This is a genomic window from Simiduia agarivorans SA1 = DSM 21679 (assembly GCF_000305785.2).
GTDB lineage: Bacteria > Pseudomonadota > Gammaproteobacteria > Pseudomonadales > Cellvibrionaceae > Simiduia > Simiduia agarivorans.
Window position 1 is genome coordinate 1,154,248 of record NC_018868.3, and the last position, 24,425, is coordinate 1,178,672.

General features: G+C 56.1%; 23 protein-coding genes. 8 read left to right on the plus strand and 15 right to left on the minus strand.

The features are described from left to right. Nucleotides 1-98 precede the first annotated feature (98 nt). The 3 genes from M5M_RS05205 to lpxB are packed head-to-tail and all read left to right on the plus strand — an operon-like array spanning nt 99 to nt 3,299. The gene (locus M5M_RS05205) at nt 99-1,037 is read left to right on the plus strand and encodes a Gfo/Idh/MocA family protein (RefSeq protein WP_015046419.1); all 939 of its coding nucleotides are present in this window, start codon (nt 99-101) and stop codon (nt 1,035-1,037) included. Between the two features lie 25 nt (nt 1,038-1,062). Then, a complete protein-coding gene (locus tag M5M_RS05210; RefSeq protein ID WP_015046420.1) occupies nt 1,063-2,157 on the plus strand; it encodes a DegT/DnrJ/EryC1/StrS family aminotransferase in 1,095 nt (364 codons plus the stop codon). Further along, complete coding sequence (gene lpxB / locus M5M_RS05215; protein ID WP_015046421.1) at nt 2,154-3,299, plus strand: lipid-A-disaccharide synthase; 1,146 nt, start codon at nt 2,154-2,156, stop codon at nt 3,297-3,299. Before M5M_RS05210 ends, lpxB begins: the two co-directional genes overlap by 4 nt. Before the next feature lie 27 nt (nt 3,300-3,326). On the opposite strand, the gene M5M_RS05220 is transcribed toward lpxB, so the two are convergent. After that, complete coding sequence (locus tag M5M_RS05220) at nt 3,327-4,226, minus strand: LysR family transcriptional regulator (protein WP_015046422.1); 900 nt, start codon at nt 4,224-4,226, stop codon at nt 3,327-3,329. Nucleotides 4,227-4,326: 100 nt separating this feature from the next. On the opposite strand from M5M_RS05220, the gene M5M_RS05225 reads away from it, so the two are divergent. From M5M_RS05225 to M5M_RS05240, 4 genes are all read left to right on the plus strand, one after another. Then, nucleotides 4,327-5,178 carry an SDR family oxidoreductase gene (locus tag M5M_RS05225; protein WP_015046423.1) on the plus strand — a complete coding sequence of 284 codons (852 nt, stop codon included), beginning with the start codon at nt 4,327-4,329 and terminating at the stop codon, nt 5,176-5,178. Between the two features lie 274 nt (nt 5,179-5,452). Continuing rightward, nucleotides 5,453-7,636: a catalase/peroxidase HPI gene (gene katG, locus M5M_RS05230; protein ID WP_015046424.1), complete on the plus strand. Its 2,184-nt coding sequence runs from the start codon at nt 5,453-5,455 to the stop codon at nt 7,634-7,636. An 89-nt stretch (nt 7,637-7,725) separates the two neighbouring features. After that, the gene (locus M5M_RS05235) at nt 7,726-8,256 is read left to right on the plus strand and encodes a DUF6265 family protein (protein ID WP_144062394.1); all 531 of its coding nucleotides are present in this window, start codon (nt 7,726-7,728) and stop codon (nt 8,254-8,256) included. 32 nt (nt 8,257-8,288) lie between these two features. Continuing rightward, nucleotides 8,289-9,521 (plus strand): Xaa-Pro dipeptidase, encoded by a 1,233-nt coding sequence (locus M5M_RS05240; RefSeq protein ID WP_015046426.1) that lies wholly within the window; start codon nt 8,289-8,291, stop codon nt 9,519-9,521. Here M5M_RS05240 and M5M_RS05245 read toward each other — a convergent pair. Further along, nucleotides 9,511-10,959, minus strand: a complete 1,449-nt coding sequence (locus M5M_RS05245) for an aminotransferase class V-fold PLP-dependent enzyme (RefSeq protein WP_015046427.1) — start codon at nt 10,957-10,959, stop codon at nt 9,511-9,513. The genes M5M_RS05240 and M5M_RS05245 overlap by 11 nt on opposite strands. A 139-nt stretch (nt 10,960-11,098) precedes the next feature. Here M5M_RS05245 and M5M_RS05250 point away from each other — a divergent pair, with 139 nt between their 5' ends. Further along, nucleotides 11,099-11,551, plus strand: a complete 453-nt coding sequence (locus M5M_RS05250; protein WP_015046428.1) for an Lrp/AsnC family transcriptional regulator — start codon at nt 11,099-11,101, stop codon at nt 11,549-11,551. Between the two features lie 30 nt (nt 11,552-11,581). Here M5M_RS05250 and lpxL read toward each other — a convergent pair whose 3' ends face one another. The 13 genes from lpxL to pyrH all read right to left on the minus strand — a co-directional run bounded on the left by lpxL (nt 11,582) and on the right by pyrH (nt 24,405). Beyond that, nucleotides 11,582-12,499: an LpxL/LpxP family Kdo(2)-lipid IV(A) lauroyl/palmitoleoyl acyltransferase gene (gene lpxL, locus M5M_RS05255; RefSeq protein ID WP_015046429.1), complete on the minus strand. Its 918-nt coding sequence runs from the start codon at nt 12,497-12,499 to the stop codon at nt 11,582-11,584. Beyond that, nucleotides 12,499-13,269 (minus strand): acyl-ACP--UDP-N-acetylglucosamine O-acyltransferase, encoded by a 771-nt coding sequence (gene lpxA / locus M5M_RS05260; protein WP_015046430.1) that lies wholly within the window; start codon nt 13,267-13,269, stop codon nt 12,499-12,501. The genes lpxL and lpxA (M5M_RS05260) overlap by 1 nt, the downstream gene beginning before the upstream one ends. An 11-nt stretch (nt 13,270-13,280) precedes the next feature. Then, complete coding sequence (gene lpxA, locus M5M_RS05265; RefSeq protein WP_015046431.1) at nt 13,281-14,084, minus strand: acyl-ACP--UDP-N-acetylglucosamine O-acyltransferase; 804 nt, start codon at nt 14,082-14,084, stop codon at nt 13,281-13,283. Between the two features lie 36 nt (nt 14,085-14,120). After that, nucleotides 14,121-14,558: a 3-hydroxyacyl-ACP dehydratase FabZ gene (gene fabZ, locus M5M_RS05270; RefSeq protein WP_015046432.1), complete on the minus strand. Its 438-nt coding sequence runs from the start codon at nt 14,556-14,558 to the stop codon at nt 14,121-14,123. A 36-nt stretch (nt 14,559-14,594) separates the two neighbouring features. Next, nucleotides 14,595-15,614 carry a UDP-3-O-(3-hydroxymyristoyl)glucosamine N-acyltransferase gene (lpxD, locus tag M5M_RS05275; RefSeq protein WP_015046433.1) on the minus strand — a complete coding sequence of 340 codons (1,020 nt, stop codon included), beginning with the start codon at nt 15,612-15,614 and terminating at the stop codon, nt 14,595-14,597. 93 nt (nt 15,615-15,707) lie between these two features. Further along, entirely contained in the window at nt 15,708-16,211 is a 504-nt protein-coding gene (locus M5M_RS05280) for an OmpH/Skp family outer membrane protein (RefSeq protein WP_024330376.1), read from the minus strand. A gap of 38 nt (nt 16,212-16,249) precedes the next feature. After that, nucleotides 16,250-18,904, minus strand: a complete 2,655-nt coding sequence (bamA, locus tag M5M_RS05285) for an outer membrane protein assembly factor BamA (RefSeq protein ID WP_015046435.1) — start codon at nt 18,902-18,904, stop codon at nt 16,250-16,252. A 63-nt stretch (nt 18,905-18,967) separates the two neighbouring features. Then, nucleotides 18,968-20,323: an RIP metalloprotease RseP gene (gene rseP, locus M5M_RS05290; RefSeq protein WP_015046436.1), complete on the minus strand. Its 1,356-nt coding sequence runs from the start codon at nt 20,321-20,323 to the stop codon at nt 18,968-18,970. A 10-nt stretch (nt 20,324-20,333) separates the two neighbouring features. Then, nucleotides 20,334-21,524 carry a 1-deoxy-D-xylulose-5-phosphate reductoisomerase gene (ispC, locus tag M5M_RS05295; protein ID WP_015046437.1) on the minus strand — a complete coding sequence of 397 codons (1,191 nt, stop codon included), beginning with the start codon at nt 21,522-21,524 and terminating at the stop codon, nt 20,334-20,336. Next, on the minus strand, nt 21,521-22,354 hold the full coding sequence (locus M5M_RS05300; protein WP_015046438.1) for a phosphatidate cytidylyltransferase: 834 nt from the start codon (nt 22,352-22,354) through the stop codon (nt 21,521-21,523). The genes ispC and M5M_RS05300 overlap by 4 nt, the downstream gene beginning before the upstream one ends. Then, a complete protein-coding gene (gene uppS / locus M5M_RS05305) occupies nt 22,347-23,042 on the minus strand; it encodes a polyprenyl diphosphate synthase (protein WP_042455427.1) in 696 nt (231 codons plus the stop codon). Before uppS ends, M5M_RS05300 begins: the two co-directional genes overlap by 8 nt. A 62-nt stretch (nt 23,043-23,104) precedes the next feature. Next, the gene (gene frr / locus M5M_RS05310) at nt 23,105-23,662 is read right to left on the minus strand and encodes a ribosome recycling factor (RefSeq protein ID WP_015046440.1); all 558 of its coding nucleotides are present in this window, start codon (nt 23,660-23,662) and stop codon (nt 23,105-23,107) included. Between the two features lie 2 nt (nt 23,663-23,664). After that, nucleotides 23,665-24,405 carry a UMP kinase gene (gene pyrH / locus M5M_RS05315; protein WP_015046441.1) on the minus strand — a complete coding sequence of 247 codons (741 nt, stop codon included), beginning with the start codon at nt 24,403-24,405 and terminating at the stop codon, nt 23,665-23,667. Between the last annotated feature and the right edge of the window lie 20 nt (nt 24,406-24,425).

Below are 24,425 nucleotides of genomic sequence, written 5' to 3' on the forward strand. Positions count from 1 at the left end.
ACCCAACACTGCAAAGGCGGATAATAGCACCGGCAGCCTTAGCACCCCACCCCCCTATCCGCTACAATAGCGCCCCTATGCATTCCCTGAGGCACACCATGACCACTCTGCGCACCGCCGTGATCGGCGTCGGCTATCTGGGTAAATTCCACGCCGACAAATATGCCGCCCTGCCCAACAGCCAACTTGTGGCGGTGGTGGATGCAAGCCCCGAGAACGGCAAAACGATTGCCGACAAGCTTGGCTGCGAGGCGCTCACGGATTATCGCCAGTTGTTCGGCCGGGTTGATGCCGTCTCCATTGCCGCCCCCACCAGCTACCACTATGCCATTGCCAAAGACTGTATCGAGCAAGGCATTCATGTGCTGATCGAAAAACCGATTACCGTGACGGTCGCCGAGGCCGATGAACTGATCGCACTGGCCAAGGCGCGTGGGGTACTGATCCAGGTGGGCCATCTGGAGCGTTTTAATGCCGCCTTGCTGGCACTGGGGGATCGCTTGGGCACACCGCGCTTTATCGAGTCGCACCGCTTAGCACCGTTTAATCCACGCGCCAATGATGTGAATGTGGTGCTGGATCTGATGATCCACGATATCGACATTATCCAGAATATGGTGAAAAGCCCGATCAAATCGGTGGCCGCCTCCGGCACCGCCGTGCTCACCAAAATTACCGACATTGCCAATGCCCGCATCGAATTCGAAAACGGCTGTGTGGCGAACGTGACCGCCAGCCGCGTCAGCATGAAAACCGAACGCAAAATGCGGGTTTTCCAACAGGAATCCTGCATTACCATCGACTTTCACAACCGCGCGCTCAAGCTCTACAGCAAAGGCGACAAGGAAATGTTCCCCGGTATTCCGGAAATCGAAAGTGAAGAAAGTGTGTTCGACAACAACGACGCACTGAAAGTGGAAATCGAAGCGTTTTTACACAGCATTCAAACCGGCGCGCCCACTCAGGTGTCCGGCGAAGACGGCCGCCAGGCACTGGCCACGGCCCAGGAAATTTCGCGTTTGTTAAACGACGCCTGACTTATTATTTAAGAGATTTTGCGCTATGAAAATCCCGATGGTGGATCTGAAAGAACAGTACCACAGCTTAAAAGAACAGATTGACGCCGGCATCATCGCCGCCATGGAATCCTCCGCGTTTATACTGGGCCCCAATGTGCAGGCGTTTGAGCAGGAAGCGGCCGCCTACCTGGGAGTAAAACACGCCATTGGTGTGGGTTCGGGTACCGATGCGCTGCACCTGGCGCTGCTGGCCCTGGGCATTGGCCCGGGCGATGAAGTGATCACCACGCCCTTTACCTTTGTGGCCACCGCCGAAGCGATCAAATACGTGGGCGCCACGCCGGTGTTTGTGGATATTAATCCGGACACCTTCAATATCGATCTCACCTGTGTAGAAGCGGCCATTACCGACAAAACCCGCGCGGTCATCCCGGTGCATTTGTTCGGCCAGCCGGTGGATATGCCAGCGCTGAAGACCCTGTGCGATGCACGTGGGCTCAACATCGTAGAAGACTGCGCCCAGTCTTTTGGTGCACATATTGATGGCAAGCAAACCGGCAGCTTTGGCGATCTGGGTGCGTTCAGTTTCTTCCCGTCCAAAAACCTGGGCTGCTACGGCGACGGCGGCATGGTGTCCACCAACAGCGATGAACTGGCCGCATTGGTCAAACAATACCGCAACCACGGCAGCAAGGTGCAATACCACCACAGTCTGGTGGGCTACACCTCGCGTCTGGATGAATTACAAGCCGTGGTGCTGCGGGCCAAGTTGCCGCACATCGACAGTTACAATGCCAATCGCCGGCGCGTAGACCAGACCTACAAAAAGTACCTGGCCGGCACCGGCATCAAAATGCCGCACCTCGACGACGTGGGCCTGCACGTATTCCACCAATACTGCTGTCTGCATCCTGAGCGCGACAAGATCCTGGCCGCCCTGCGCGCCAACGACATTGCCTGCGCCATCTACTACCCGGTGCCGCTGCACAAGCAGGAAGTGTTCGCGCAAGATTGCGCAGGCTTAAGCCTGCCCATCACCGAAAGCGTGATGAGCCAGTGTTTTGCCCTGCCCGTGTACCCGGAACTCAGCGAAGACAAAATCCAACTGATTGCGGACACCATTAAGTCTGCCCTATGAGCCACCACATCATGATCAGCGCCGGAGAAGCCTCCGGCGATTTACATGCCGCGAATCTGGTGCGTGCTTATCAGACATTCGCACCCGAGACCCGCTTTACCGGCATGGGCTCGGACCAGTTACGCGAGATTGGCGTTGAGTTATTAGTGGATTGTGCCGATATTGCAGTGGTGGGCATCTGGGAAGTGATCAAAAACTACCGCACCATCAAGCGCGCACTCAATACCCTGATTGCCGCACTCGAATCAGACCGGCCCGATTTATTGATTCTGGTGGATTACCAGGAATTTAATTTCCGGCTCGCGGCTGAAGCAAAAAAACGCGGCATCAAAGTACTTTTTTATATTTCACCGCAGGTGTGGGCCTGGCGTCCGCATCGCGTACACGGCATGGGCGAGAAAATTGACCACATGGCGGTGCTGTTTCCATTTGAGGAAAAGTTCTACCACGACGCCGGCGTACCCTGTACGTTTGTCGGCCATCCTCTCGTGGATGAGGTGAAACCCACCCGTTCGGCAGAAGAATCCTTGCAACGTTACGGCCTGACCAACGATAAACCCGTAGTCGGCTTGTTCCCCGGTTCGCGTAAAAGCGAAGTGGCCCGGGTGCTGCCCATTCTGCTGGAAAGCGCGCGCGAACTCCGGAAATCCAAACCGGATGTGCAGTTTGTCCTGCCCAAGGCCAGCACCGTGGGTGACGACAATATCGCGCCCCTGCTCGCCCGCTTCCCGGAACTCAATGTCAAAGACGTGCGCGACAAATCCTACAATGTGATGCAGGTCTGCGATGCCATCATGACCGCCTCGGGTACCGCTACGTTGGAAATCGCGCTCATGGGCGTGCCCAATGCCATCGTCTACAAAATCGCGCCCCTGTCCTACTGGATTCTGAAGCGCATGGTCACCATCGACAACATCGGTCTGGAAAATATTGTTGCGGAGAAACGTGTCGCGCAGGAATTCATTCAGTCCGACGCCAGGCCACGCGCCATCGCCAGAGAAATGCTGCGTTTGCTGGATGACACCGCGTACAGAGACCAGATGATTGGCGAATTGAATCAGATTCGTGGCAAGCTCGGTAAAGAAGGCGGTTCCGCCAATGTGGCCAGACTGGCATTGGATATGATTGAAGGGCGCGTGTAAACACGCCACCTCCATCCATGGGCGGCGCTAGAAACTAACGCCTTGCGTTTGCCGCAACTGCGCCACGGCGTCGAGCACGAGAGCCAGAAATGCAGAATTTTTCTTGGAATGGTATTCGCGGTTGCTATAGACCAGATAAAAATCGGAGGCCGGTGCACGCTCGGCCGCCAGTACTTCGGCGAGCGATCCCCGCGACACCGCAGGTATGGCGTCATATTCGCTGATGTAGGTATACCCCAGCCCCGCTTCTGCAGCCTGAACACACTGGCTTGGGTCTTCGAGCATCAGCGCCGGTTTCTCCGGCACCCAATCCTGATTTCTGAATCGCCAGGGCAAAGGCCGCCCGTCAACCCCAATCGCGACTACCGGTTGCCCGGTTAAATCCCCCGGCTCGTTAATAGCCCTCCCCCGCGCGATCAGTTCAGGGGCTGCATAAACACCGTAGTGGATGCCAAACAGCCGGCGAGCAATCAACGAGGAATCCGGCAAAGGCCCCTGCCGGAAGGCAAAGTCCAGTTGGTGAGCCTGAAAATCCAGATACTCGTTGCCGTGCAACAACTCAACCGCAACCTGGGGATAATGGCGTCGGTAATCAATCAGCCATGCGGTCAGCGGCCCGCGGGCAAAACTGACCGGGGCCGTCACCCGCAGCCGCCCAGTTGGGGCCTGGGTATGGCTATCGCGCCATGCCTCTATCTCATCGCGCACGTTGCAAAGTGATTGTGCAATGGGTAGCAGGCTCTCGCCTTCCGGCGTCAAGGATAACGCCCGGGTCGTACGTTGAAGCAGTCGATAACCCAGGGCGCGTTCAAGTTGTGCTATCCGCCGACTGACATTGCTTGCCGGTTGTTTCAGGTGTTTGGCCGCCGCATTGAACGAACCGGTACGAACCACCGCCACAAACCAGGTCACGGCTTCCAGGTCCATGATTATCCCATATATGATTTATTCATAATCACTTTAACCCACTTATTAGATAAATATAACTCCGGCAATCTACCTGACCATCGAACCAGGAGGATGCACGATGAAAAACATTTCAATCATTGGCGGTACCGGGATGCTCGGCGCACCGGTCGCAAGAGAATTCGCCCGTCGGGGTTTTGCTGTAAAAATCATTACCCGTAATGCAATTGCGGCTTGCAAGGCCCTGGGCGCCGACTTCGAATACCTTGAAGGCGACCTGTTCCAGGCAAGCTTCCTCTCTGAGGCACTCGCCGATTGCGATGGGCTGCATATCAACATGAGTGGGCAATGCAAAGCCACCTACTATAAAAATCATGTGGTTGCCACCCAGCGCATTCTGCAAGCCATTTCGCATCGTCCACCGGAATGCATCAGCATGATATCGTCGGCATCGGTGTACCCCGAGCAAACCGACCGCTGGGATACGCTGTACAAGCTGGAAGCAGAACGGTTGCTGATCCATTCCGGTATTCCCTACCTGGTGTTCATGCCCAGCTGGTTTATGGAGTCACTACCGCTGTTTATCCAGGACGGGAAACTGATCCAGATCGGACCTTCCGTCCAACCGATTCATTGGCTGGCGGCACAGGACTATGCGCGGCTGGTGGTGGACTGTTTCCAGAATCCCCGGTGCAGAAACCAGCGGCTGCCCATTTATGGGCCCGAGGGCATCACTATGCATCAGGCACTTGCAGCGTTTTCAGCGTCCCGGGAGATTCCCCTGCAAAAAATGCCCGTGTGGCTTGCCAAAGTATTCGGCAAGCTGACCGGTGATGACCGGCTTATTGATGTGGCTGATTTGTTGGTGCACTACGAAAAATGGGGTGAAAAGGACATTCCCAATGCCCTGCGCACTCACACCACGCTGTCGCAGTGGATCAGCCACTCCATCGCTACCGCCGAACCAGAATAACAGGCGATGCCAGGATAAATTAATCGGGCTTCCAGCAAACCCCGGGGCGATGAAGGCCGAAAGCAGCCGTTTAAACCCATCGCCAGGGGCCTGGACTTGTTCAACCACGCACACAGGGCTGTCGCCGCCCTGCTGCAGCCCAGCCAACCATCCAATTTATCGAAGATAACAACCTGATTATTCGATTTTTTAAATACCCCTTACCCGTCTATGCTGAGGACTCAATGAACTGAGTGGGCAGTGGTTTTTTTGCCCGAGCAACGGGAGTGACACCATGAGTAACGACAAATCAACAGGCCAATGCCCCATGATGCATGGCGCCAATACGCACAGCACGCAGACGCCCATGGCCTGGTGGCCCAACGCACTGAATCTGGACATACTCCACCAGCATGACCGCAAGACCAACCCGCTGGCTGAGGACTTCAACTACGCCGACGCCTTTAACAGCATCGACTACGCTGCGCTCAAACACGATCTGACCCAATTAATGACCGACAGCCAACGCTGGTGGCCGGCCGACTGGGGCCACTATGGCGGACTGATGATCCGCATGGCCTGGCACGCCGCAGGCAGCTACCGGGTGGCCGACGGCCGCGGTGGTGCCAACACCGGCAACCAGCGCTTTGCGCCGCTCAACAGCTGGCCCGATAACGGTAACCTGGATAAAGCCCGGCGCCTGCTCTGGCCCATCAAGAAAAAGTACGGCGACAAAATTTCCTGGGCCGACCTGATGATTCTGGCAGGCAATGTGGCCTACGAGTCCATGGGTTTCAAAACCTTTGGCTTTGCCGGCGGCCGGGAAGATATCTGGCACCCGGAGAAAGATACTTACTGGGGTTCAGAGACCGAATGGCTGGCGCCCAGTGGCAGTGAGGGCAGCCGCTATTCCGGCGAGCGCGACCTGGAAAACCCGCTGGCCGCAGTGATGATGGGCCTGATTTACGTCAACCCGGAAGGGGTGGATGGCAAGCCCGATCCATTGAAAACCGCCCAGGACATGCGCGTAACTTTCGCCCGCATGGCCATGAACGATGAGGAAACCGTGGCCTTAACCGCCGGCGGCCACACCGTGGGTAAAGCGCACGGCAACGGCGATGCTGCAAATTTAGGGCCGGCGCCGGAAGGGGCTGACTTGCACACCCAGGGCTTCGGCTGGATGAACGAAAAAGGCCGGGGCATTGGCCGCGATACGGTAACCAGCGGCATCGAAGGCGCCTGGACCAGCAACCCCACCCGGTGGGACAACGGTTATTTCGACATGTTGCTGAAACATGAGTGGCAACTGACCAAAAGCCCCGCCGGCGCCTGGCAATATGAGCCGGTATCTATCGCCGACGCAGACAAGCCCGTGGATGTGGAAGACCCGTCGCACCGCTGTATGCCCATGATGACCGATGCGGATATGGCGCTGAAAGTGGACCCTGTTTACCGCAAAATTTCAGAGCGGTTTCATCAGGACCCGGCCTATTTTAACGATGTCTTCGCCCGCGCCTGGTTCAAGCTGACCCACCGCGACCTGGGGCCGAAAAGTCGTTACCTGGGGCCAGAGGTACCTGCAGAAGACCTGCTCTGGCAGGACCCGGTGCCGGCAAACTCAACCACGCTGTCCGAGGCTGATATTACCGATCTGAAAGCACGCATTGGGGCTGCCGGATTAAACAGTGCAGACTTAATCGCCACCGCCTGGGACAGTGCCCGCACCTTCCGCGGTTCGGATTTCCGCGGCGGCGCCAACGGTGCACGCATTCGCCTGGCACCGCAAAAGCACTGGCAGGGCAACGAACCCGAGCGCTTGGATAAGGTGCTGAAAGCACTGGAATCGATCCAGCAGGCATTTGGCAAACCCGTTAGTATGGCCGACCTGATTGTACTGGCGGGCAGCGCCGCGGTGGAACAGGCCGCCCACGCCGCCGGCGTTCATGCGACCGTGCCGTTCACACCGGGACGGGGTGATGCGACCGACGAGCAAACCGATGCAGAGTCGTTCGAGGTACTGGAACCGGTACACGACGGTTTCAGAAACTGGCTCAAGCAGCACTACACAGTGCAACCCGAAGAGTTGCTGCTCGATCGCGCCCAATTGATGGGGCTGACGGCGCCTGAAATGACGGTGCTGTTAGGCGGCCTGCGCGTGCTCGATGTTAACCATGGTGGCAGCCAGCATGGCGTTTTTACCGACCGCCCGGGCGTACTGAGCAATGATTTTTTCATCAATCTGACCGACATGCGCTTTAGCTGGAAACCCACCGGCCGCAACGAATACCAGCTGGTTGACAGAGCCACCGGCGATGCCAAATGGACCGCCACCCGGGTCGACCTGGTATTTGGTTCCAATGCCATACTGCGCGCCTATGCCGAAGTGTATGCGCAGGACGACAGCCGGGATAGGTTTGTGCACGATTTCATCCGCGCCTGGGTGAAAGTCATGGATGCAGACCGATTTGATGTGAAGTAAATCCCTTCAAGCACAGGCCCGGATTCTTGCCGGGCCTTTTTTGTATACGGAATTCACCTCGTACTACCACACACCAAAACGTGCTACTTTTGCATAAACTCGAATATTGGTCTCCGGACATGCTCAACGCCCTGCCCATCTGTTGCATTCTGTTGCTGGCAAACATTGCCTACGCAGAACCCATAGACAAAGCCGGTTGGTTAAGCGGCTGCTGGCAATCGCAAAGTCAACCATCCACCCGGACGATAGAAATCTGGACCCAACCGCAAGGTGGCATCATGTTCGGTCTGGGTTATACCCTGCGCGATGACGCCGTTGTGAATCATGAAACGCTACGCATCGAATCTGTTCCTGATGCCACGGGCAATGCAGTATTGCAATACGTTGCCCTGCCCTCTGGCCAGACACTCACCCGGTTTCAGGCGACGCAAATTTCAGATAACCGACTGGTGTTCAGCAATCCTTCGCATGATTTCCCACAACACATCAGCTACCAGCTCACCGACAACCAGCAGTTGATCGCCCGTGCCGCCACCGGCGAACAAGGTTTTGAATTACGTTTCACAAAAATCTCCTGTGACACATTGATCAAAAGCAACCAGGCTTTGGAGGCAAAATGAAAAGATTCCAACCACACTTATTGGCGTTGCTAATGAGCTGTATCGCAATACCCGCTGTTGCAGACAGCCACTATGTTCTGGCTGGCCAGATGATAGACACCCTCAAAGGCAAAGTGATACAGGCGCCACTGGTGGAAATTGACGGCGATAAAATCATTAAGGTTACCGCCAACGGCACCGCGCCAGCCGACGCAAAGGTGATTGATCTGGGTGCTGCCACCTTGCTGCCCGGTCTGGCCGATCTGCACACACACCTCACTTACAATGTCACCGATTTCGGTTATCCCGGCCTCGCCATTTCCGATACCGACCAGGCCATCAGCGGTGTGGCAAATGCCCGCATAACCCTGATGGCGGGATTCACCAGCGCGCGCAATCTGGGTGCTTCGGGTTATGCCGATGTGTCGCTGCGCAATGCGATTGACGCAGGCAAAGTGCCGGGCCCCAGGCTGCAGGTTTCGGGCCCCTCCATTGGCGCCACCGGCGGCCATTGCGACAACAATTTATTGCCGGCGAAATACGACGCCGTGGCCGATGGCGTGGCAGACGGCCCCTGGGAAGCCCGGAAAATGGTGCGCCGCCACGCCAAATACGGTGCCGACGTGATTAAAATCTGCGCCACTGGTGGCGTGCTCAGTAAAGGTACCAGCCCCGGTGCCCGCCAGCTGACGCGCGAGGAAATTGAAGCCATTGTGGACGAAGCCCACAATCGCGGCATGAAAGTCGCCGCCCACGCGCACGGCACTGAAGGCATCCGTTACGCCATAGATGCCGGCGTCGACTCCATTGAGCACGCCAGCTTAATCGACGCTGACGGATTAAAAGCAGCAAAAAAGCGCGGCACCTTTTTATCAGTCAACGCCTACACGCCCATTTTCATGCTGGAGAAAGGTGCATCGGTGGGCATGTTGCCCGAGTCTCTGGAAAAAGCCCGCCAGCTGAAAATCCAGCGCTTTGAAACCTACCGGCGCGCCATCAAAACCGGCGCCAATATTGTGTTCGGCAGTGACTCTGCCACCTACCCGCACGGCGACAATGCGCGTACTTTTGCCGTCTATGTGGAACTGGGTATGACGCCCATGCAGGCCATTCAGTCGGCAACCACCGTGGCCGCCAGATCGCTGGGTTGGGAAGGAAAAACCGGCGCCATAGCACCGGGTTATTATGCCGACATGATCGCCGTGGCTGGCAACCCGCTCGAGGATATTACCGAGCTCGAACGGGTCAGTTTTGTGATGAAAGGCGGCGAAGTTTTCAAGCGCTGACAAGCGGGCGCCAGATCGCAGGCACGACCGCTTCGGCTCCGGTGAGGTCGGCCTCTGTCAGGGTCGCCACACCGGCCACCGCATCGGCAATTACGTCCACATCGGCAATGGTCATGGACGGATGAAAACTGATGCGCACCCAGCCCGGTTTATCTGCACCGTCATCCTGATCCAATAGGTCGGTAATGGATTTGGACGTGCAGCGATCGATACCCAGCAAAATATGCCCATAGGTACCGGCGCAGGCACAACCACCACGCGCCTGCACACCGTAGCGCTCGCTCAATAATTTTACTGCCGTGCGGTAATGCAGACCTTCAAATACGATGGAAAAAATGCTCAGGCGGTCGCGGTGTTGGGGCGCGAGAATGCGAACGCCGTAGATGTTTTCAATGCGTTTGAAAAAGTGCGCATTCAACTGCTGCTCGCGCGCATGAATGCGCTCGACCGCCATCTCTTCTTTTAATTGAATCGCCAGCGCGGTTTTAAGGGTTTGCAGAATACCTGGTGTGCCGCCGTTTTCCCGCTGCTCAATGTCCTGAATAAACCGGTGCTCGCCCCAGGGGTTGGTCCACACCACGGTACCGCCACCCGGTTGTTCCGGTACGCGATTGGCGTAAAGTCTGGAGGAAAATACCAACACCCCCTGACTGCCCGGGCCGCCTAAAAATTTATGCGGGGAAAAGAAGATGGCATCCAGTGATTCTTCCGCATTCGGGTGCATGTTGATGGCGTCATAGGGTGCGCTGGCTGCGAAATCCACAAAGCACATTCCGTTGACCCCATGCAGCATAGCGGCGATACGGTGGTAAGGCGTGCGCACACCGGTCACATTACTGGCGGCGGTAATGGAGGCGGCCAGTTGACGCTCCGGGTCAGCTGCCCGCTCCTCGCGCAGGTCATTGGCCAGCCAATCGAGATCAATGCAGTCATCGTCGGCGGCCGGAATCAGGCGTACTTCCGCCAGGCTCTCGAGCCACATGGTGTGATTGCTGTGGTGCTCGCGGTGGGTGATATACACCAATGGCCGGCGACGCCCCTGCTCGCGCCAGTTGGCCAGCACCAGCGGCTTATGCTGTTCGTGCGCCCACCAGCCCATCATGCGGATAAATTTACCCAGCGCGCCGGTCATACCGGAACCGGTTGAAATCAGCACGTCCTCCTTGGTGGCTCCCACGTGGCGCTTGATCACCGCCTCCGCCTGATGGTACCAACGGGTCATGGTGCGCCCGGTCAGGCTGTCTTCCGTGTGGGTATTGGCCATATAGGGACCGATTTCCTCACTGAGGCGCTGTTCAATGGGCTGGTACAGACGACCACTGGCGGTCCAGTCCGCGTAATGTACATTCTGGTCAGCCTGCACTATGCCGGCACGGATGGATGCCCAGTAGGCCTCGGCGTCAGGATGTTCAACGGGGGTGGCAGCGAAGGGAGGCATGGTGTGCTCCTCTGGGTCTCTATTGGGCAATGGAATACCAGTGTAGACGCATCTCAACCCAAACTTTTGCTCATATTTTCCCTTATTAGACTACAATAAAGGCAATACATACCACAATATTACAAAAGGAAAGCAAATTTTGCTCGACGCAATCGATAAACACATACTGGCGTTGCTGCAACGAGACGCCACCCTGTCAGTGCAATCCATTGCCGACCAGGTCAATCTCACCACCAGCCCCTGTTGGCGGCGCATCCAGACGCTGGAGGCGGAGGGCTATATCCAGCGCCGGGTGGCGCTGTTGTCGCGGGACAAACTGGATCTGGGTGTGGACGTGTTCGTGTTTATCCGCACCGATCAGCACAACGATGAATGGATGAACCATTTCGCCCGCACGCTCGATGCCTTGCCCGAGGTGGTAGAAGCCTACCGGATGAGTGGTGATGTGGATTATCTGTTGCGGGTGGTGGTGGCCGACATCAAAGCCTACGACCGGTTCTACAAGCGGTTGGTGAGCGAGATCAAACTGGCCGATGTGAGTTCAAGCTTTGCCATGGAAAGCATGAAATACACCACTGCCCTGCCCCTGTGATCTGGCGCTTGAAAGCTCGGCACCCGTTGGCTAATAAACCGGTGCCTCACCTTCAGGACGGGTCTTAAATCGGCGGTGGACCCAGAAGTATTGCTCGGGGGTTGCGCGCACCTGCGCTTCAATCAGGTCGTTAATGCGTTGGGCATCAGCAACCTCATCCTCTGACGGAAAGTTTTCCAGCGGCGCACTGAAACTCAGGTGATAACCGCCAGCGCCCGGCTTGCGCACAAAATCCACCATCACCACGCGGGCCTTGCCCATGCGGGCAAAATTTGCGGTGGCCGATACGGTCGCGGCCGGCACGCCGAAAAACGTGGCCCAGACCGAATGCTTCATGCCGTAATCCTGGTCAGGTGCATAGAGCACAGACACACCCTGACGCAAACTGCGCATCATGGTACGGGTCTCTTTGCGCTCAAAAGCAAAAGCATCGGGATTCAAACGTTCGCGGCCTTTGCGCTGGACGTAATCCAGCACCGGGTTTTTATGCTTGCGGTACATGCCCGCCGCGGGATGAAACAGCGTCACAGCCACCACCGCCAGCTGAACGCAGCTGGTGTGGCGGATGACCAGAATCGCGCCTTGGTTTTTCAAGCTCTGCAGGTGTTCCAGCCCTGACACGGTAACCAATTTATCGAGCCGGCGCCTGGGCATAAACCAGGCCATATTCTGCTCCATCAGGCCAATGCCCATCGCAGACATGTTACGCTTGAGCAACGCTTCGCGCTCCGCCTCAGTCAATTCAGGCAAACACAGCTGCAGATTTATCCTGGCAATGCGGCGGCGAGCGCTGGCAAACCGGTTCAGGAGTTTTCCTGCACCCAATCCCAGCCAGAGTTGCACGCGGAATGGCATCTGCGCCAGGAACGCATTCAGGCCGATGGCCAGCCACAAAGGCCAGTGTTTCGGATGCAACAGTGCGCGGGAAAATACCGGGGCGGCAGCCATTACTTCACGATGCCGCGCTTGCTGCCGGTAACGAAATCCACAAACATGGCCACTTCCGGATAGGCTTCGGCCAAGGGCGCCAATTGTTCAAGCGCCTCTGCACGACCAACCCGGTTGCGCACCAGTAGCTTGTAGGTTTTGCCAATGGCATCAATCAGTTCCGGACTGAAACCTTTGCGCTTCAAGCCCACCTTGTTAATGCCAAAACTGCGAGCATAGTTACCACTGACGATCACAAAGGGTGGCACATCGCGATTGATGGCGGCGGCCATACTGGTAAAGGCGTGACTACCCACACGACTGAATTGATGTACCAGTGAGAAACCGCCCAGAATGCATTGATCACCCAACTCCACGTGGCCGGCCAAGGATGCTGAATTGGCGAACACGTTTTTATTGCCCACAAGGCAATCGTGTCCGATATGTACGTATGCCATCAGCATGTTGTCATCGCCGATGCGTGTCAGGCCGCCGCCTTTAGGAGTACCGCGACTCAATGTCACAAATTCGCGGATGGTATTGCGGTCGCCGATCTCCAGGCGCGTGGGCTCGCCTTTAAAGCTCAGGTCCTGCGGCTCTTCTCCGATGGACGCAAACTGGAAAATCCGGTTGTCACGGCCGATACGGGCGGGGCCGTTGATGCACACATGGTGGCTTATGCGGGTGCCGGTCCCGATTTCAACAGCGGGCCCAATGACAGAGTAGGCTCCCACGGATACCCCTTCGGCCAATCGTGCTGAGGGATCAATAATTGCTGTAGGGTGGATCATGGACGCTTCCGTTAGCGTACGATACCGCGCTCAGACGCGCGCAACGACGCAATCAAAGTTTCAAGGGCGGGTTCTGACTGAGACAGCTCGGATACAGCCGCAATCGCCTCTTCCAGCCGTAAACCGCGACGATAGATAAGCTTGAACGCCTTGGTTACCAACGCGATCTGCTCCTTACTGAAGCCCCTGCGGCGCAAGCCCTCTGCATTAATGCTTTTGGCTTCGGCGGGATTGCCCGACACGGTGACAAAGGCCGGTACATCTTTGCCAATCGCAGAACCCATGGCGGTAAATGCGTGGGCGCCGATTTTGCAAAACTGATGCACCAGGGTATAGCCACCCAGAATCACCCAGTCTCCCAAATGGACATGGCCTGCGAGTGCGGAGTTATTCACCAGCACACAGTGGTTACCCACCACGGAGTCGTGCCCCACATGTACGTAGGCCATCAACAGATTGTCATTGCCAATGGTGGTTTCTGCGCGATCCTGAATCGTACCCCGATGGATCGTCACCCCTTCCCGGATCACGTTGTTATCGCCAATCACCAGGCGGGTGTCTTCGCCTTTGTATTTCAGGTCGGGCGTCGCATCGCCTACGGTGGAAAACTGGAAGATGTGATTATTGGCACCAATGCGTGTCGGGCCTTTGATCACGACGTGCGACTCCACAATAGTGCCTGGACCGATCTCAACACCCGGTCCAATCACTGAAAACGGCCCCACGCTGACATCATCGGCCAGCTTGGCAGCGGGGTCCACTAGAGCACGAGGATCGATCAACAGTGATTCCTTGTGGTTAATTGAATAATGCATGCTGTGCGCTGGGGAAATTATAGCGTCAACGTGCGTTTATACTTGCCGGTCAGCACACAAAATGGTGGCCGATGCCGCCAGCTGGCCCTCAACGGTGGCTTTGCATTCAAATTTCCAGATACCACGCTTGGCAGATACCACCCGCGACTCCAGCCGCAGCTGATCACCGGGTACTACCTGACGCTTGAAACGCACATCGTCTATGCCTGCGAACAAATAGATTGAGCCGTCTGAAGGTTTTTTATTCAGGGTTTTAAAGCCGAGAATACCGGATGCCTGGGCCAGCGCTTCAATAATCATTACACCCGGGAAAATGGGGGCATCCGGGAAGTGGCCATTAAACACATCCTCATTGGCGCTGACATTTTTCAGCGCGACAATGTGTTCGCCCTCGACCAACTCAATCACGCGATCCACCAGCAAAAAAGGATAGCGGTGGGGCAAATACTCCTTGATCTCGCGAACATCCATCATCTGAATTCCTTACACCTTGAGTAGTAGCAAAAAGCGCTATTTGGATTTTTCCAAGTCTTTGACGCGTCGGCTCAGCTTATCCAATTGGTTAAAACGCGCAGCCTGCCGGCGCCATTCACCCGTGGGCAACATGGGCGTTCCGGAGGACCAACTGGTGCCAGGTTCCATAATCGATTTGGTGACCACGGTCGCGCCAGAAATATGGACGTCGTCAGCAATTTCAATATGCCCCGTCACTGCTACGCAACCAGCGATGGTACACCGACGACCAATGCGCGTTGAGCCCGCCACGGCAGTGTGAGCAGCTATCGCGGTATGGTCACCAATCACCACGTTGTGACCGATCTGGATCAGGTTATCCAACTTTACGTCATTGCCGATAATGGTATCGTCCAATGCACCGCAATCGATACAGGTATTTGCGCCAATCTCTACCTGATTCCCGATGCGCACCCCACCCAATTGATGCACTTTCGTCCACCCCTCGGGTCCCGGTGCGAACCCGAAACCGTCGGCCCCTATCACAGCACCGCCATGGACAATGCAGGCATCGCCTATGACCACTTGAGGATATACAGTCACATTAGCGGCCAGTCGGGTATTGGCGCCCACTACGCTGCCCTCACCGACAACGGTGGCGGCACCGATGTAGGCACCGGCACCAATCCTGGCGCCCGCGGCGATAACTGCGCGTTCACACACACTCGCACTGGGATCTACCCAGGCATCCTCAGCCACGACTGCAGACGGATGGATACCGGCGGCAACATCGGGCAGTTTTGAATAGAGCGCGGTGATTTGTGCGTAACATTGGTAAGGATTACTGTGCACTAGCTTATTGCCAGCATAGTGCTCCGCCATATCCGGGTGCAGCACCACACAACCGGCCTGAGTGTCGGCCAGAAAGTTAGCGTAGGCCTTGTTCGCCAAAAAGCTTAATTGCCCGGACTGGGCGCTTTTCAATGTTGCCAGGCTATGGATGGCGTATTCGGCATCTCCGACCAGAGTGGCGCCGGAAATATTGGCCAGCTGCGCCAGAGAATACGACTGCGACATAGCGTTTCTCCCCATTCAATGCTGAGAAATGGCAAAAAGGCGAGCCTGTTTACACAGACGTCGCCTTCCGATGAACCCAATAATAAAATGAAATTATTTGGCTTTGTTCAGCTTTTCAGTCACTTTAGCCGTAATGTCCAGTGAAGGCTCGGCGTAGTAGGCTGTTTGAGTAGACAGCACCAGGCCAATACCATCGGCGGCAATCACATCTTTCAGCGCCGCTTGCGCTTTGGGGCCCAATTCCTCGAGCACGCGCTGAGCAGTAGCCTTTTGCTCTGCCTGCAGCTTCTTCGCTACCAATTCCAGATCGGCACGGGCATATTCCATTTTCTTGCGGTGCTCGGCAGTCTGCTCCGGATTCCAGGTCACACCATTTTTTTCCGCATCTTTTGCCATTTTTTGCAGATCAGCCCGCAGCGATTCGAACTTAGCCTGTAAGCCTGCGAACTCCGCGTTTGCCTGCATTTCCTGGATGCGCTTTTTGGCCAGGTCAGTGTTGAGAATGGCGGATTGCAAATCGAACACAACCACTTTATCGGCAGCCATGGCTACCGGAGCAACCAACAAAGCAATAGCCAGTACAAAAGCATTTTTCATTTTAAACACGTTTCATCTCCATGTTGTTATAAACAGCGTCAGAATGCAGTGCCCAGAGAAAACTGGAACGTCTCACGCTTATCAAATTCGTTGTATTGGAAGGGGCGGGACAAGCTGAAGGTCAAAGGACCAAAGCCTGAGATCCAGGTTAACCCCACACCGTATGACGCCGACAATTTAGTAATATCTACGTCAAAACAGTTCTGCTGGTAGAAGCCGCACTGTGTATTAAACACGTTACCGGAATCCACGAAGAATGCTGCCTGCAGCATCCGCTGATCTTTGATAAAGGGCAGAGGGAATAACAATTCGATAGAGCCTTCAATCAGCACGTTACCACCGAAGGGTAAATCATTGCGACCTGAAACAGTCGCCATTGCCTTGTCTTGAAGGCAAATAATAGATCCCTGATTGAATTGAATGTCCGTAGGGTTTTCACACAGGACATACCCTTTAGCTCGTTCATCGAGACCGTAGACACCGTCCCCGTTAAAGTCTCGTGCGGCGATATCCTGTATTGAATACACGGCGGGAGGGGTCGACCTGGGTCCCAGTGTATTGCGCTTAAAGCCGCGCACCGAGCCAAAACCACCCGCATAGAAGTGCTCGAAAAATGGCAACTGCGAGGTCTTTCCGTAGGAGTCAGCATAGCCAAGATCGCCACGGAACCTGAAGGTGAAATCGCCATAGACCGGCAAGAAATACTGACCCGAGTAGCGGAGCTTATAAAACTCCATGTCCGAGCCTGGCACGGAGAATTCCAGAGATACGTTGTGCGACTGTCCCCGGTTGGCAAGCTGGCCACGGTTCAAGGTGGACTTTGCCCACGACAGCGTAAACGGAAAGCTGTTAAACCGGTCGCCGTTTTCATCAATAAAACCGTCAGGGTTATTGATGGTATTGTCGCCGTCAACCAACTCCTTCCAGAAGTAATCCAGATCCGGCGCCCCACCGGGAATGGGATTGGCACTGGCCTCGGCGATCAATCGATTCAGTTCAACCAGATCGGACTCAGTTATATACCGTGGTGCAAGCCCTTCAACCAAATTTGGCGTGCGCTTGATTTCCTGCACCGTGTAATCGCCGGTCTTGATATACATGTTGGTGTAGCCAATACCGAAGCCAATGCGCTCAACTTCGGATATGGGATAGCCAAAGTTCAGATTCATACCGTAGGTATTGGTTGAATAGCTGGCCACGTTCACTTCACTGAAGTCTGTGGCACGATAGAAAACACTGAAACCCCGGCTAACGCCATCCACGGTAAAATAGGGATCAGCATAGTTGAAGCTATATACCTGCTGGTATTTGCTGGTATTGATATTAAACCCAACTCGCTTACCGGTACCAAACCAGTTATTTTGTTGGATATTAGCACCCAACACCAAGCCTGTTCCTTGCGCAAATCCTACGCTTGCGCCAATAGAGCCGGAGGGTTGCTCCTCAACGGTGTACTCAACGTCGATCTGATCCGAGGTACCGGGCACCTCTTTGTTCTCGACTTTTACCTCTTTGAAAAAGCCCAGACGCTCCAGACGAACCTTGGAATTTTCGATGGCGATGGACGACGCCGATGCGCTTTCCATCTGGCGCATTTCCCGACGAAGTACTTCATCTTTGGTCTTGGTATTGCCCCTGATCTCCAGCCGACGCACATAGGCGCGCTTGCCCGGATCAATGAAGAACGTAATATCGACCAAACCGGTTTCAGCATTGACCTCTGGAATGCCTTTGACTTCTGCAAAGGTATAACCCTCGTTGCCCAAGCGCTTGGTCATATAATCCGAGGTTGTGGTCATCATCACCTGAGAAAAAGTCTGGCCTTCGCGCACCAGCACCAGCCGGCGCATCTGATCCTCAGGGATCACCGGGTCACCCGCCAGTTCAACTTTACCGACTTTAAAAATTTCGCCTTCTTTGATATTTACCGTGATGTAAACGGATTTCTTATCCGGGCTGACGGATACCTGAGTGGAAGGCATGGCAAAATTCAGGTAACCCCGGTCCATATACCAGGACTCCAGGCGCTCCAGATCACCGGTGAGTTTCTCCCGGGCGTATTTGTTGTCGCTGGTAATCCAGGACAGCCAGCCGGTGGTTTTCAACTCAAATAATTCCAGCAATTCTTCATCGCTGAAACTGGTGTTGCCCACTAAATTGATGTGCTCGATGGACGCAACTTTACCTTCATCAATCGTAATCTGCAGTTTCACTTGGTTGCGCGGCAGATCAATGACTTCGGTCTTAACGCTCGCACTGTAACGACCCTGCGCGACGTATTGACGCTGCAACTCATTACCCAGTCCTTCCAGGGTCACGCGCTTAAAAATCTGGCCTTCAGACAAGCCATTGTCCCGCAGCCCCTTCATCAGGTCTTCGGTTTTGATTGCCTTGTTACCTTCAAGCACAATCTCACTGATAGCCGGCCGCTCTTTTACCGTAATAACCAGCACGCCCTCATCGCGTCCGACTTCGATGTCACTGAAATAGCCAGTGGCAAACAGGGCCCTTGAGGCATCCTGAATTTCCACCGTGTCCATGTAGTCGCCCACGCGCACAGGCAAAGCGGCAAATACCGAGCCGGCAGAAACACGCTGCAGGCCCTCAACGCGAATATCGGTTACGCGGAAGCTTTCTGCAAAAACCAAAGCGGCCGTTAAAAAGGAGACAAGGAATAAAACAAGACGCTGCATAAATCTGATTCTGATGATTTTTATAGTTGCCCCGCCGGGCGTTATGTCCCGCAATTGCGGATTTTAAATATGGCGCATGATGTCGTTGTATATAGCCAACATCATCACACCCAGTACGACGAGCAACCCCACCTGATACCCCAACATCTGAATGCGCTCAGACACCGGACTGCCTTTAACCAATTCAATGGTGTAGTACAGCAGATGACCGCCATCCAACACCGGAATGGGCAGCAGATTGAACACGCCAAGGCTCACACTAAGCAGAGCCAGAAAGCCGACATAGTAGGCAAGGCCCGCCTGAGCTGAGGCGCCCGCCACTTTAGCAATGGTTATGGGGCCACTCAAGTTTTTAGTGGAGATTTCCCCCACCAGCAGCTTTTTCACCGACAGCAGGACAAACCAGGAGGTTTCTCCGGTTTTCTCGATGCCACGCCACAAGCCCTGAACCAGGTTGTACTCGGTCCGGCGCAGGTATTCTTCAGGCCATTCAGGTGCCTGGCTACCGACGCCAATTCGCCCCACCCGACGCCCGTCAACTTCCAGTGAATCCGGGATCAGGACCACATTGAGTTGTTCGACCTCCCGTTCGACAGTTAGTTCAACTTCCCTGCCCGGGTTTTGCTCAATCACATCGGCCATGGCCTGCCAATCACTTACTGGCTCACCATTCACCAACACTACCCGGTCTCCGGCAACCAGACCCGCACGATCAGCCGGCCCCCCTTCAACAACCATCCCCAATTGATTGGTGGGCTTGGGCGAAAAGAGTTTGATACCGATACCTTCCAGCGGGCGCGGCTCATCTTCACCGGCTAACCAGCTGTTCAATTCAGCTTCCGAGGTGTACTGAAGTGTGGAGTTGGGATAGGTCACGGTAAATGAAATAGTGCCTGTTTCGCCCAGCCGCTCCAGCAGTCGCTGGTTTAACGCCTGTGCAGACGGGGTTTCTACCCCGTCGACCGCAATGATCTCCTGCCCCGGTTCCAACCCGGCACGGGCGGCAACCGAACCAGGCTCGACAGCGTCGATCACCGGCACAAGGTGGGTTACCCCCGGCATGACCATCCACCAGAACAACAGAATGGCCAGTAGAAAATTAGCCACCGGCCCGGCCGCCACTACTGCAATACGGGCCAGCACAGGCTTGCGCGTGAACGCCTGGTCGAGCAGCTCAGCAGGCACGTCGCCCTCGCGCTCATCCAGCATTTTCACATAGCCACCCAAGGGAATCGCGGCAATACAGAACTCGGTGCCTTCGCGGTTGTACCAGCGCCACAGCGGCTTACCAAAGCCAACGGAGAAACGCAGCACTTTGACGCCGCAACGACGGGCCACCCAATAATGACCATACTCGTGAATCGTCACCAGAATGCCCAAGGCAACCACAAACCACACAATTGTCTGTAAAAGCGCCACTCACTACCTCCTAGAGGGACTTAGAGCCTGACAGGTTACCATGTCGCAACCACTGATTGGCCAGTGCACGCGCCTCTTGGTCCTGCGCCAGCACCTCTTCAACCGACCGGGCCACCGGCCCCGCAAGGCGCGTCATGACGTCGGCATTGAGACGGGCAATGTCGTTAAAACCGAGTCGCTGATCCAGAAAGGCGTCCACCGCCACTTCGTTTGCCGCGTTCAGACAAGTGGACGCGGAACCGCCTTTGGCCGCCTCAAACGCAAGCGCCAGACAGGGAAAGGCGTCCAGATCGGGCGCCTCAAAATCGAGAGACCCCAAGGTCAGAAAATCCAGATCAGCCACACCCGAGCCGATGCGCTCAGGCCAGGCGAGCGCGTGTGCGATTGGCGTACGCATATCAGGATTGCCCATTTGCGCCAGGACCGACCCATCCTGATAGCGCACCATGGAATGAATAATACTTTGCGGGTGTACCACCACTTCCACCTGATCTGGCCGCAAACCAAACAGCCAGCACGCTTCGATCAACTCAAGCCCTTTGTTCATCAGGCTGGCAGAGTCCACCGATATTTTACGGCCCATCGACCAGTTCGGGTGTGCGCAAGCCTGATCCGGCGTCACTGCGTCCAGCGCTGCCCGCCCCCAGCCACGGAATGGTCCACCAGAAGCGGTGAGCACAATACTGCTGACGCCGGCATGCGCTGTATCGGTGAAGCCCGGCGGCAGGCACTGGAATATGGCATTGTGCTCGCTGTCGATGGGCAGCAACTGCGCCCCCTGCTCCTGCACCGCACGCATAAACAAATCGCCCGCCATGACCAGGCTTTCTTTGTTGGCTAACAGGATCTTTTTACCCGCGCGGGCCGCCGCAAGATTCGGCAGCAGCCCCGCAGCGCCGACTATCGCGGCCATGACGGTATCTACTTCGTGCGCAGATGCCACTTGGGCAAGTGCGTCTTCTCCGCTCAGTACTTCGGTGTCCGTGCCGGCGAGCGCCTCGCGCAGCGAGGCCGCGTGAATCGGGTCAGCCAGTACGGCATAGCGCGGTTTGAACTGGCGGCATTGGTCCGCCAAACGCTGCCACTGGGACGCGCCCGTAAGCGCATACACGGTAAAGCGATCCGGGTGGCGCGCCACCACATCCAGCGTGCTCTGCCCAATGGAGCCGGTCGCCCCCAGAACGGTCAGAGTCTGCTTCATGAAAGGCTGAAACCGGTCATGTATACACCCAACGCCACCAATGGCGCTGCGGCGGTGATACTGTCGATGCGGTCCAGCACGCCGCCATGGCCTGGCAGCAATTGACTGGAATCCTTGATGCCACGGTGGCGCTTGAACATACTCTCCAGCAGATCACCCAGCACCGACACCAGGCTGGCTGGCACCACGATGGCGAGCAACAGCCATTCCCTGCCCTCGCCCAGCCAGAAACCCAGGGCCAGCGCCCAAATGACGTTGGTGACCAGCCCACCCCAGAATCCTTCCCAGGATTTACCCGGGCTGACCTGGGGCGCGAGCTTGTGCTTACCAAACCGGCGACCCACAAAAAAGCCACCGATATCGGCACCGGCAACCACCGCCACCACCAGAATGACCAACCACTCGCCGTGCGCCAGCTCGCGCAAATAACAAAGTCCGACCCAGGCCGGAATCATCACCAACCAGCCGAGCATCAAACGCGTGGTGCGAGCACCCCACAAAACGGTACTGCTGGGGTAACCCTGAATCCAGAGCAGAGACAGCGCCCACCAGACGCCTCCCGCGATGAGCAGGCCTTCGAGGACAGGGCCGTTCAATGTGGCCGACAAGCCAACCCAGTAAGCCGACGCCGCCATTAACCCAGCGGTCACCGCCACATAGAGCGCGCGCTGCCAATAGGCCTCAAGCCCGCCCAGGTTTGACCACTCCCAGGTCGCGATCAATACCGCGGTGGCAAGCAAAAGCTGGAACAGAGGCACCGGCAGGTAAAACAAGGCCCCGAACAGGACCGCCACCAACACTAGCGCGGTAATAATGCGTTGCTTAAGCACCTTGTGCCTCCGCGATTTGTTCAGCCGTTTTACCAAAGCGACGCTGGCGCTGGTAGAAGGCTTCAGCTGCAAGTTGCATGGCCGTTTCGTCGAAATCAGGCCACAAGGTGTCACAAAAATAGAGTTCGGCGTAGGCCGCCTGCCAGAGCAGGAAGTTACTGATTCTGATTTCGCCACTGGTGCGCACCAACAGATCCAGCGCCGGCAAATCAGCCAGGCAGGTATGCTGGTTCAAGCGATCTTCGTCGATATCGGCCAGTGCCAGCTCGCCATCGACCACCTGCTGTGCCAGCTGTCTGGCGGCTTCGGCAATATCCCAACGGCCGCCGTAATCGGCGGCAATCACCAGGGTCGTCTCCCCCCCTTGAGTGAGCGCCTCGGCCGCCTCAATCGCCGCCAGCACTTTCGGCGAAAACCGGTCCCGGCGCCCAACCACGCGCAGTGCTACACCCTCGGCCTTGAGCTTCTTGGCTTCCCGCTGCAGATAAAGGAGAAATAACGACATCAGCGCCTCCACCTCTTTGGGCGGGCGCTGCCAGTTTTCACTGCTGAAGGCAAACAGGGTCAGGGTTTCTACCCCCAGGGATTTGCACGCGCGCATGACATCGCGGATGCGCTCCACGCCAGCCTTGTGACCGGCAACACCGGGCAAGCCTCGCTGCTTTGCCCACCGGTTGTTGCCGTCCATGATGATGCCAACGTGACGCAGGCCTTGTTTGGACACAATAACTTCCTCGGAAAAGGATGGCCTCAGATGGCCATCAGATCCTTTTCCTTGGCTGCCAGTGCTGCATCCACTTCTGCTACGTATTTGTCGGTGATTTTCTGCACCTCGTCCTGGGCACGGCGCTCTTCATCTTCGCCGATTTCCTTGTCGTTGAGCAGAGATTTGATTTGCGCCAGCGCATCACGGCGACTGTTGCGAATGGCCACACGACCGTTTTCAGCCTCAGCCTTGGCCTGTTTGGTAAAGCCCTTGCGGGTCTCTTCGGTCAGCGCAGGCATAGGCAGGCGAATGACGTTGCCCGCCGTTGATGGGTTGAGACCCAGGTCGGACTTCATGATGGCCTTTTCAATTTCCGGCACCAGGTTGGACTCCCACGGCGTGACCGACAAGGTGCGACCATCTTCCACAGAAATATTGGCCACCTGACTCAACGGCGTCATGCTGCCGTAGTAGCTCACCTGTACGGTATCCAGCAAGCTGGGATGGGCGCGACCGGTACGGATTTTATTAAAGTTATTACCCAGGGCCTCAAGGGTTTTTTTCATGCGCCCTTCGGCATCTTTCAGGATGTCATTGATCATGGTTATTCTCCCTGGTGAGTTTCTTCGATCAGCGTACCCTCATCATTGCCCACAGCAATATTGAGCAGCGCGCCGGCTTTATTCATTTTAAATACCCGAACCGGCATGGCGTGATCCCGGCACAAACAGATGGCGGTCAGATCCATTACACCCAGTTTCTTATCCAGCACTTCATCGTAGCTCAGCTGGGTATAGCGCTCGGCGTTGGGGTCTTTCATCGGGTCGGCGGTATACACGCCATCCACTTTGGTGGCTTTCAACACGATGTCAGCCTGCACTTCAATACCGCGCAGACAAGCGGCGGAGTCGGTTGTAAAGAACGGGTTACCGGTGCCTGCAGAGAAAATCACCACCTCGCCCGCCTTCAGGAAGCGAATAGCGCGACGCCGGTCATAATGTTCAACAATACCGCTCATTGGAATGGCCGACATGACCCGGGAAGAGATATTGCAACGCTCCAACGCATCGCGCATGGCCAATGCATTCATCACAGTGGCCAGCATCCCCATGTGGTCGCCGGTCACCCGGTCCAGGCCGGCGGCAGATAAGGCCGCGCCGCGGAACAGGTTGCCGCCGCCAATCACCAGGCCCACCTGCACGCCAATACCCACAAGCTGGCCGATTTCAAGCGCCATCTTGTCCAGCACTTTAGGGTCGATACCAAACCCCTCCTGCCCCATCAGCTCTTCACCGCTGAGCTTCAGCAGGATGCGCTTGTACTTCTTGTCCCGGGAATTGGCCATTGTCTGCTCCACGCCTAAAA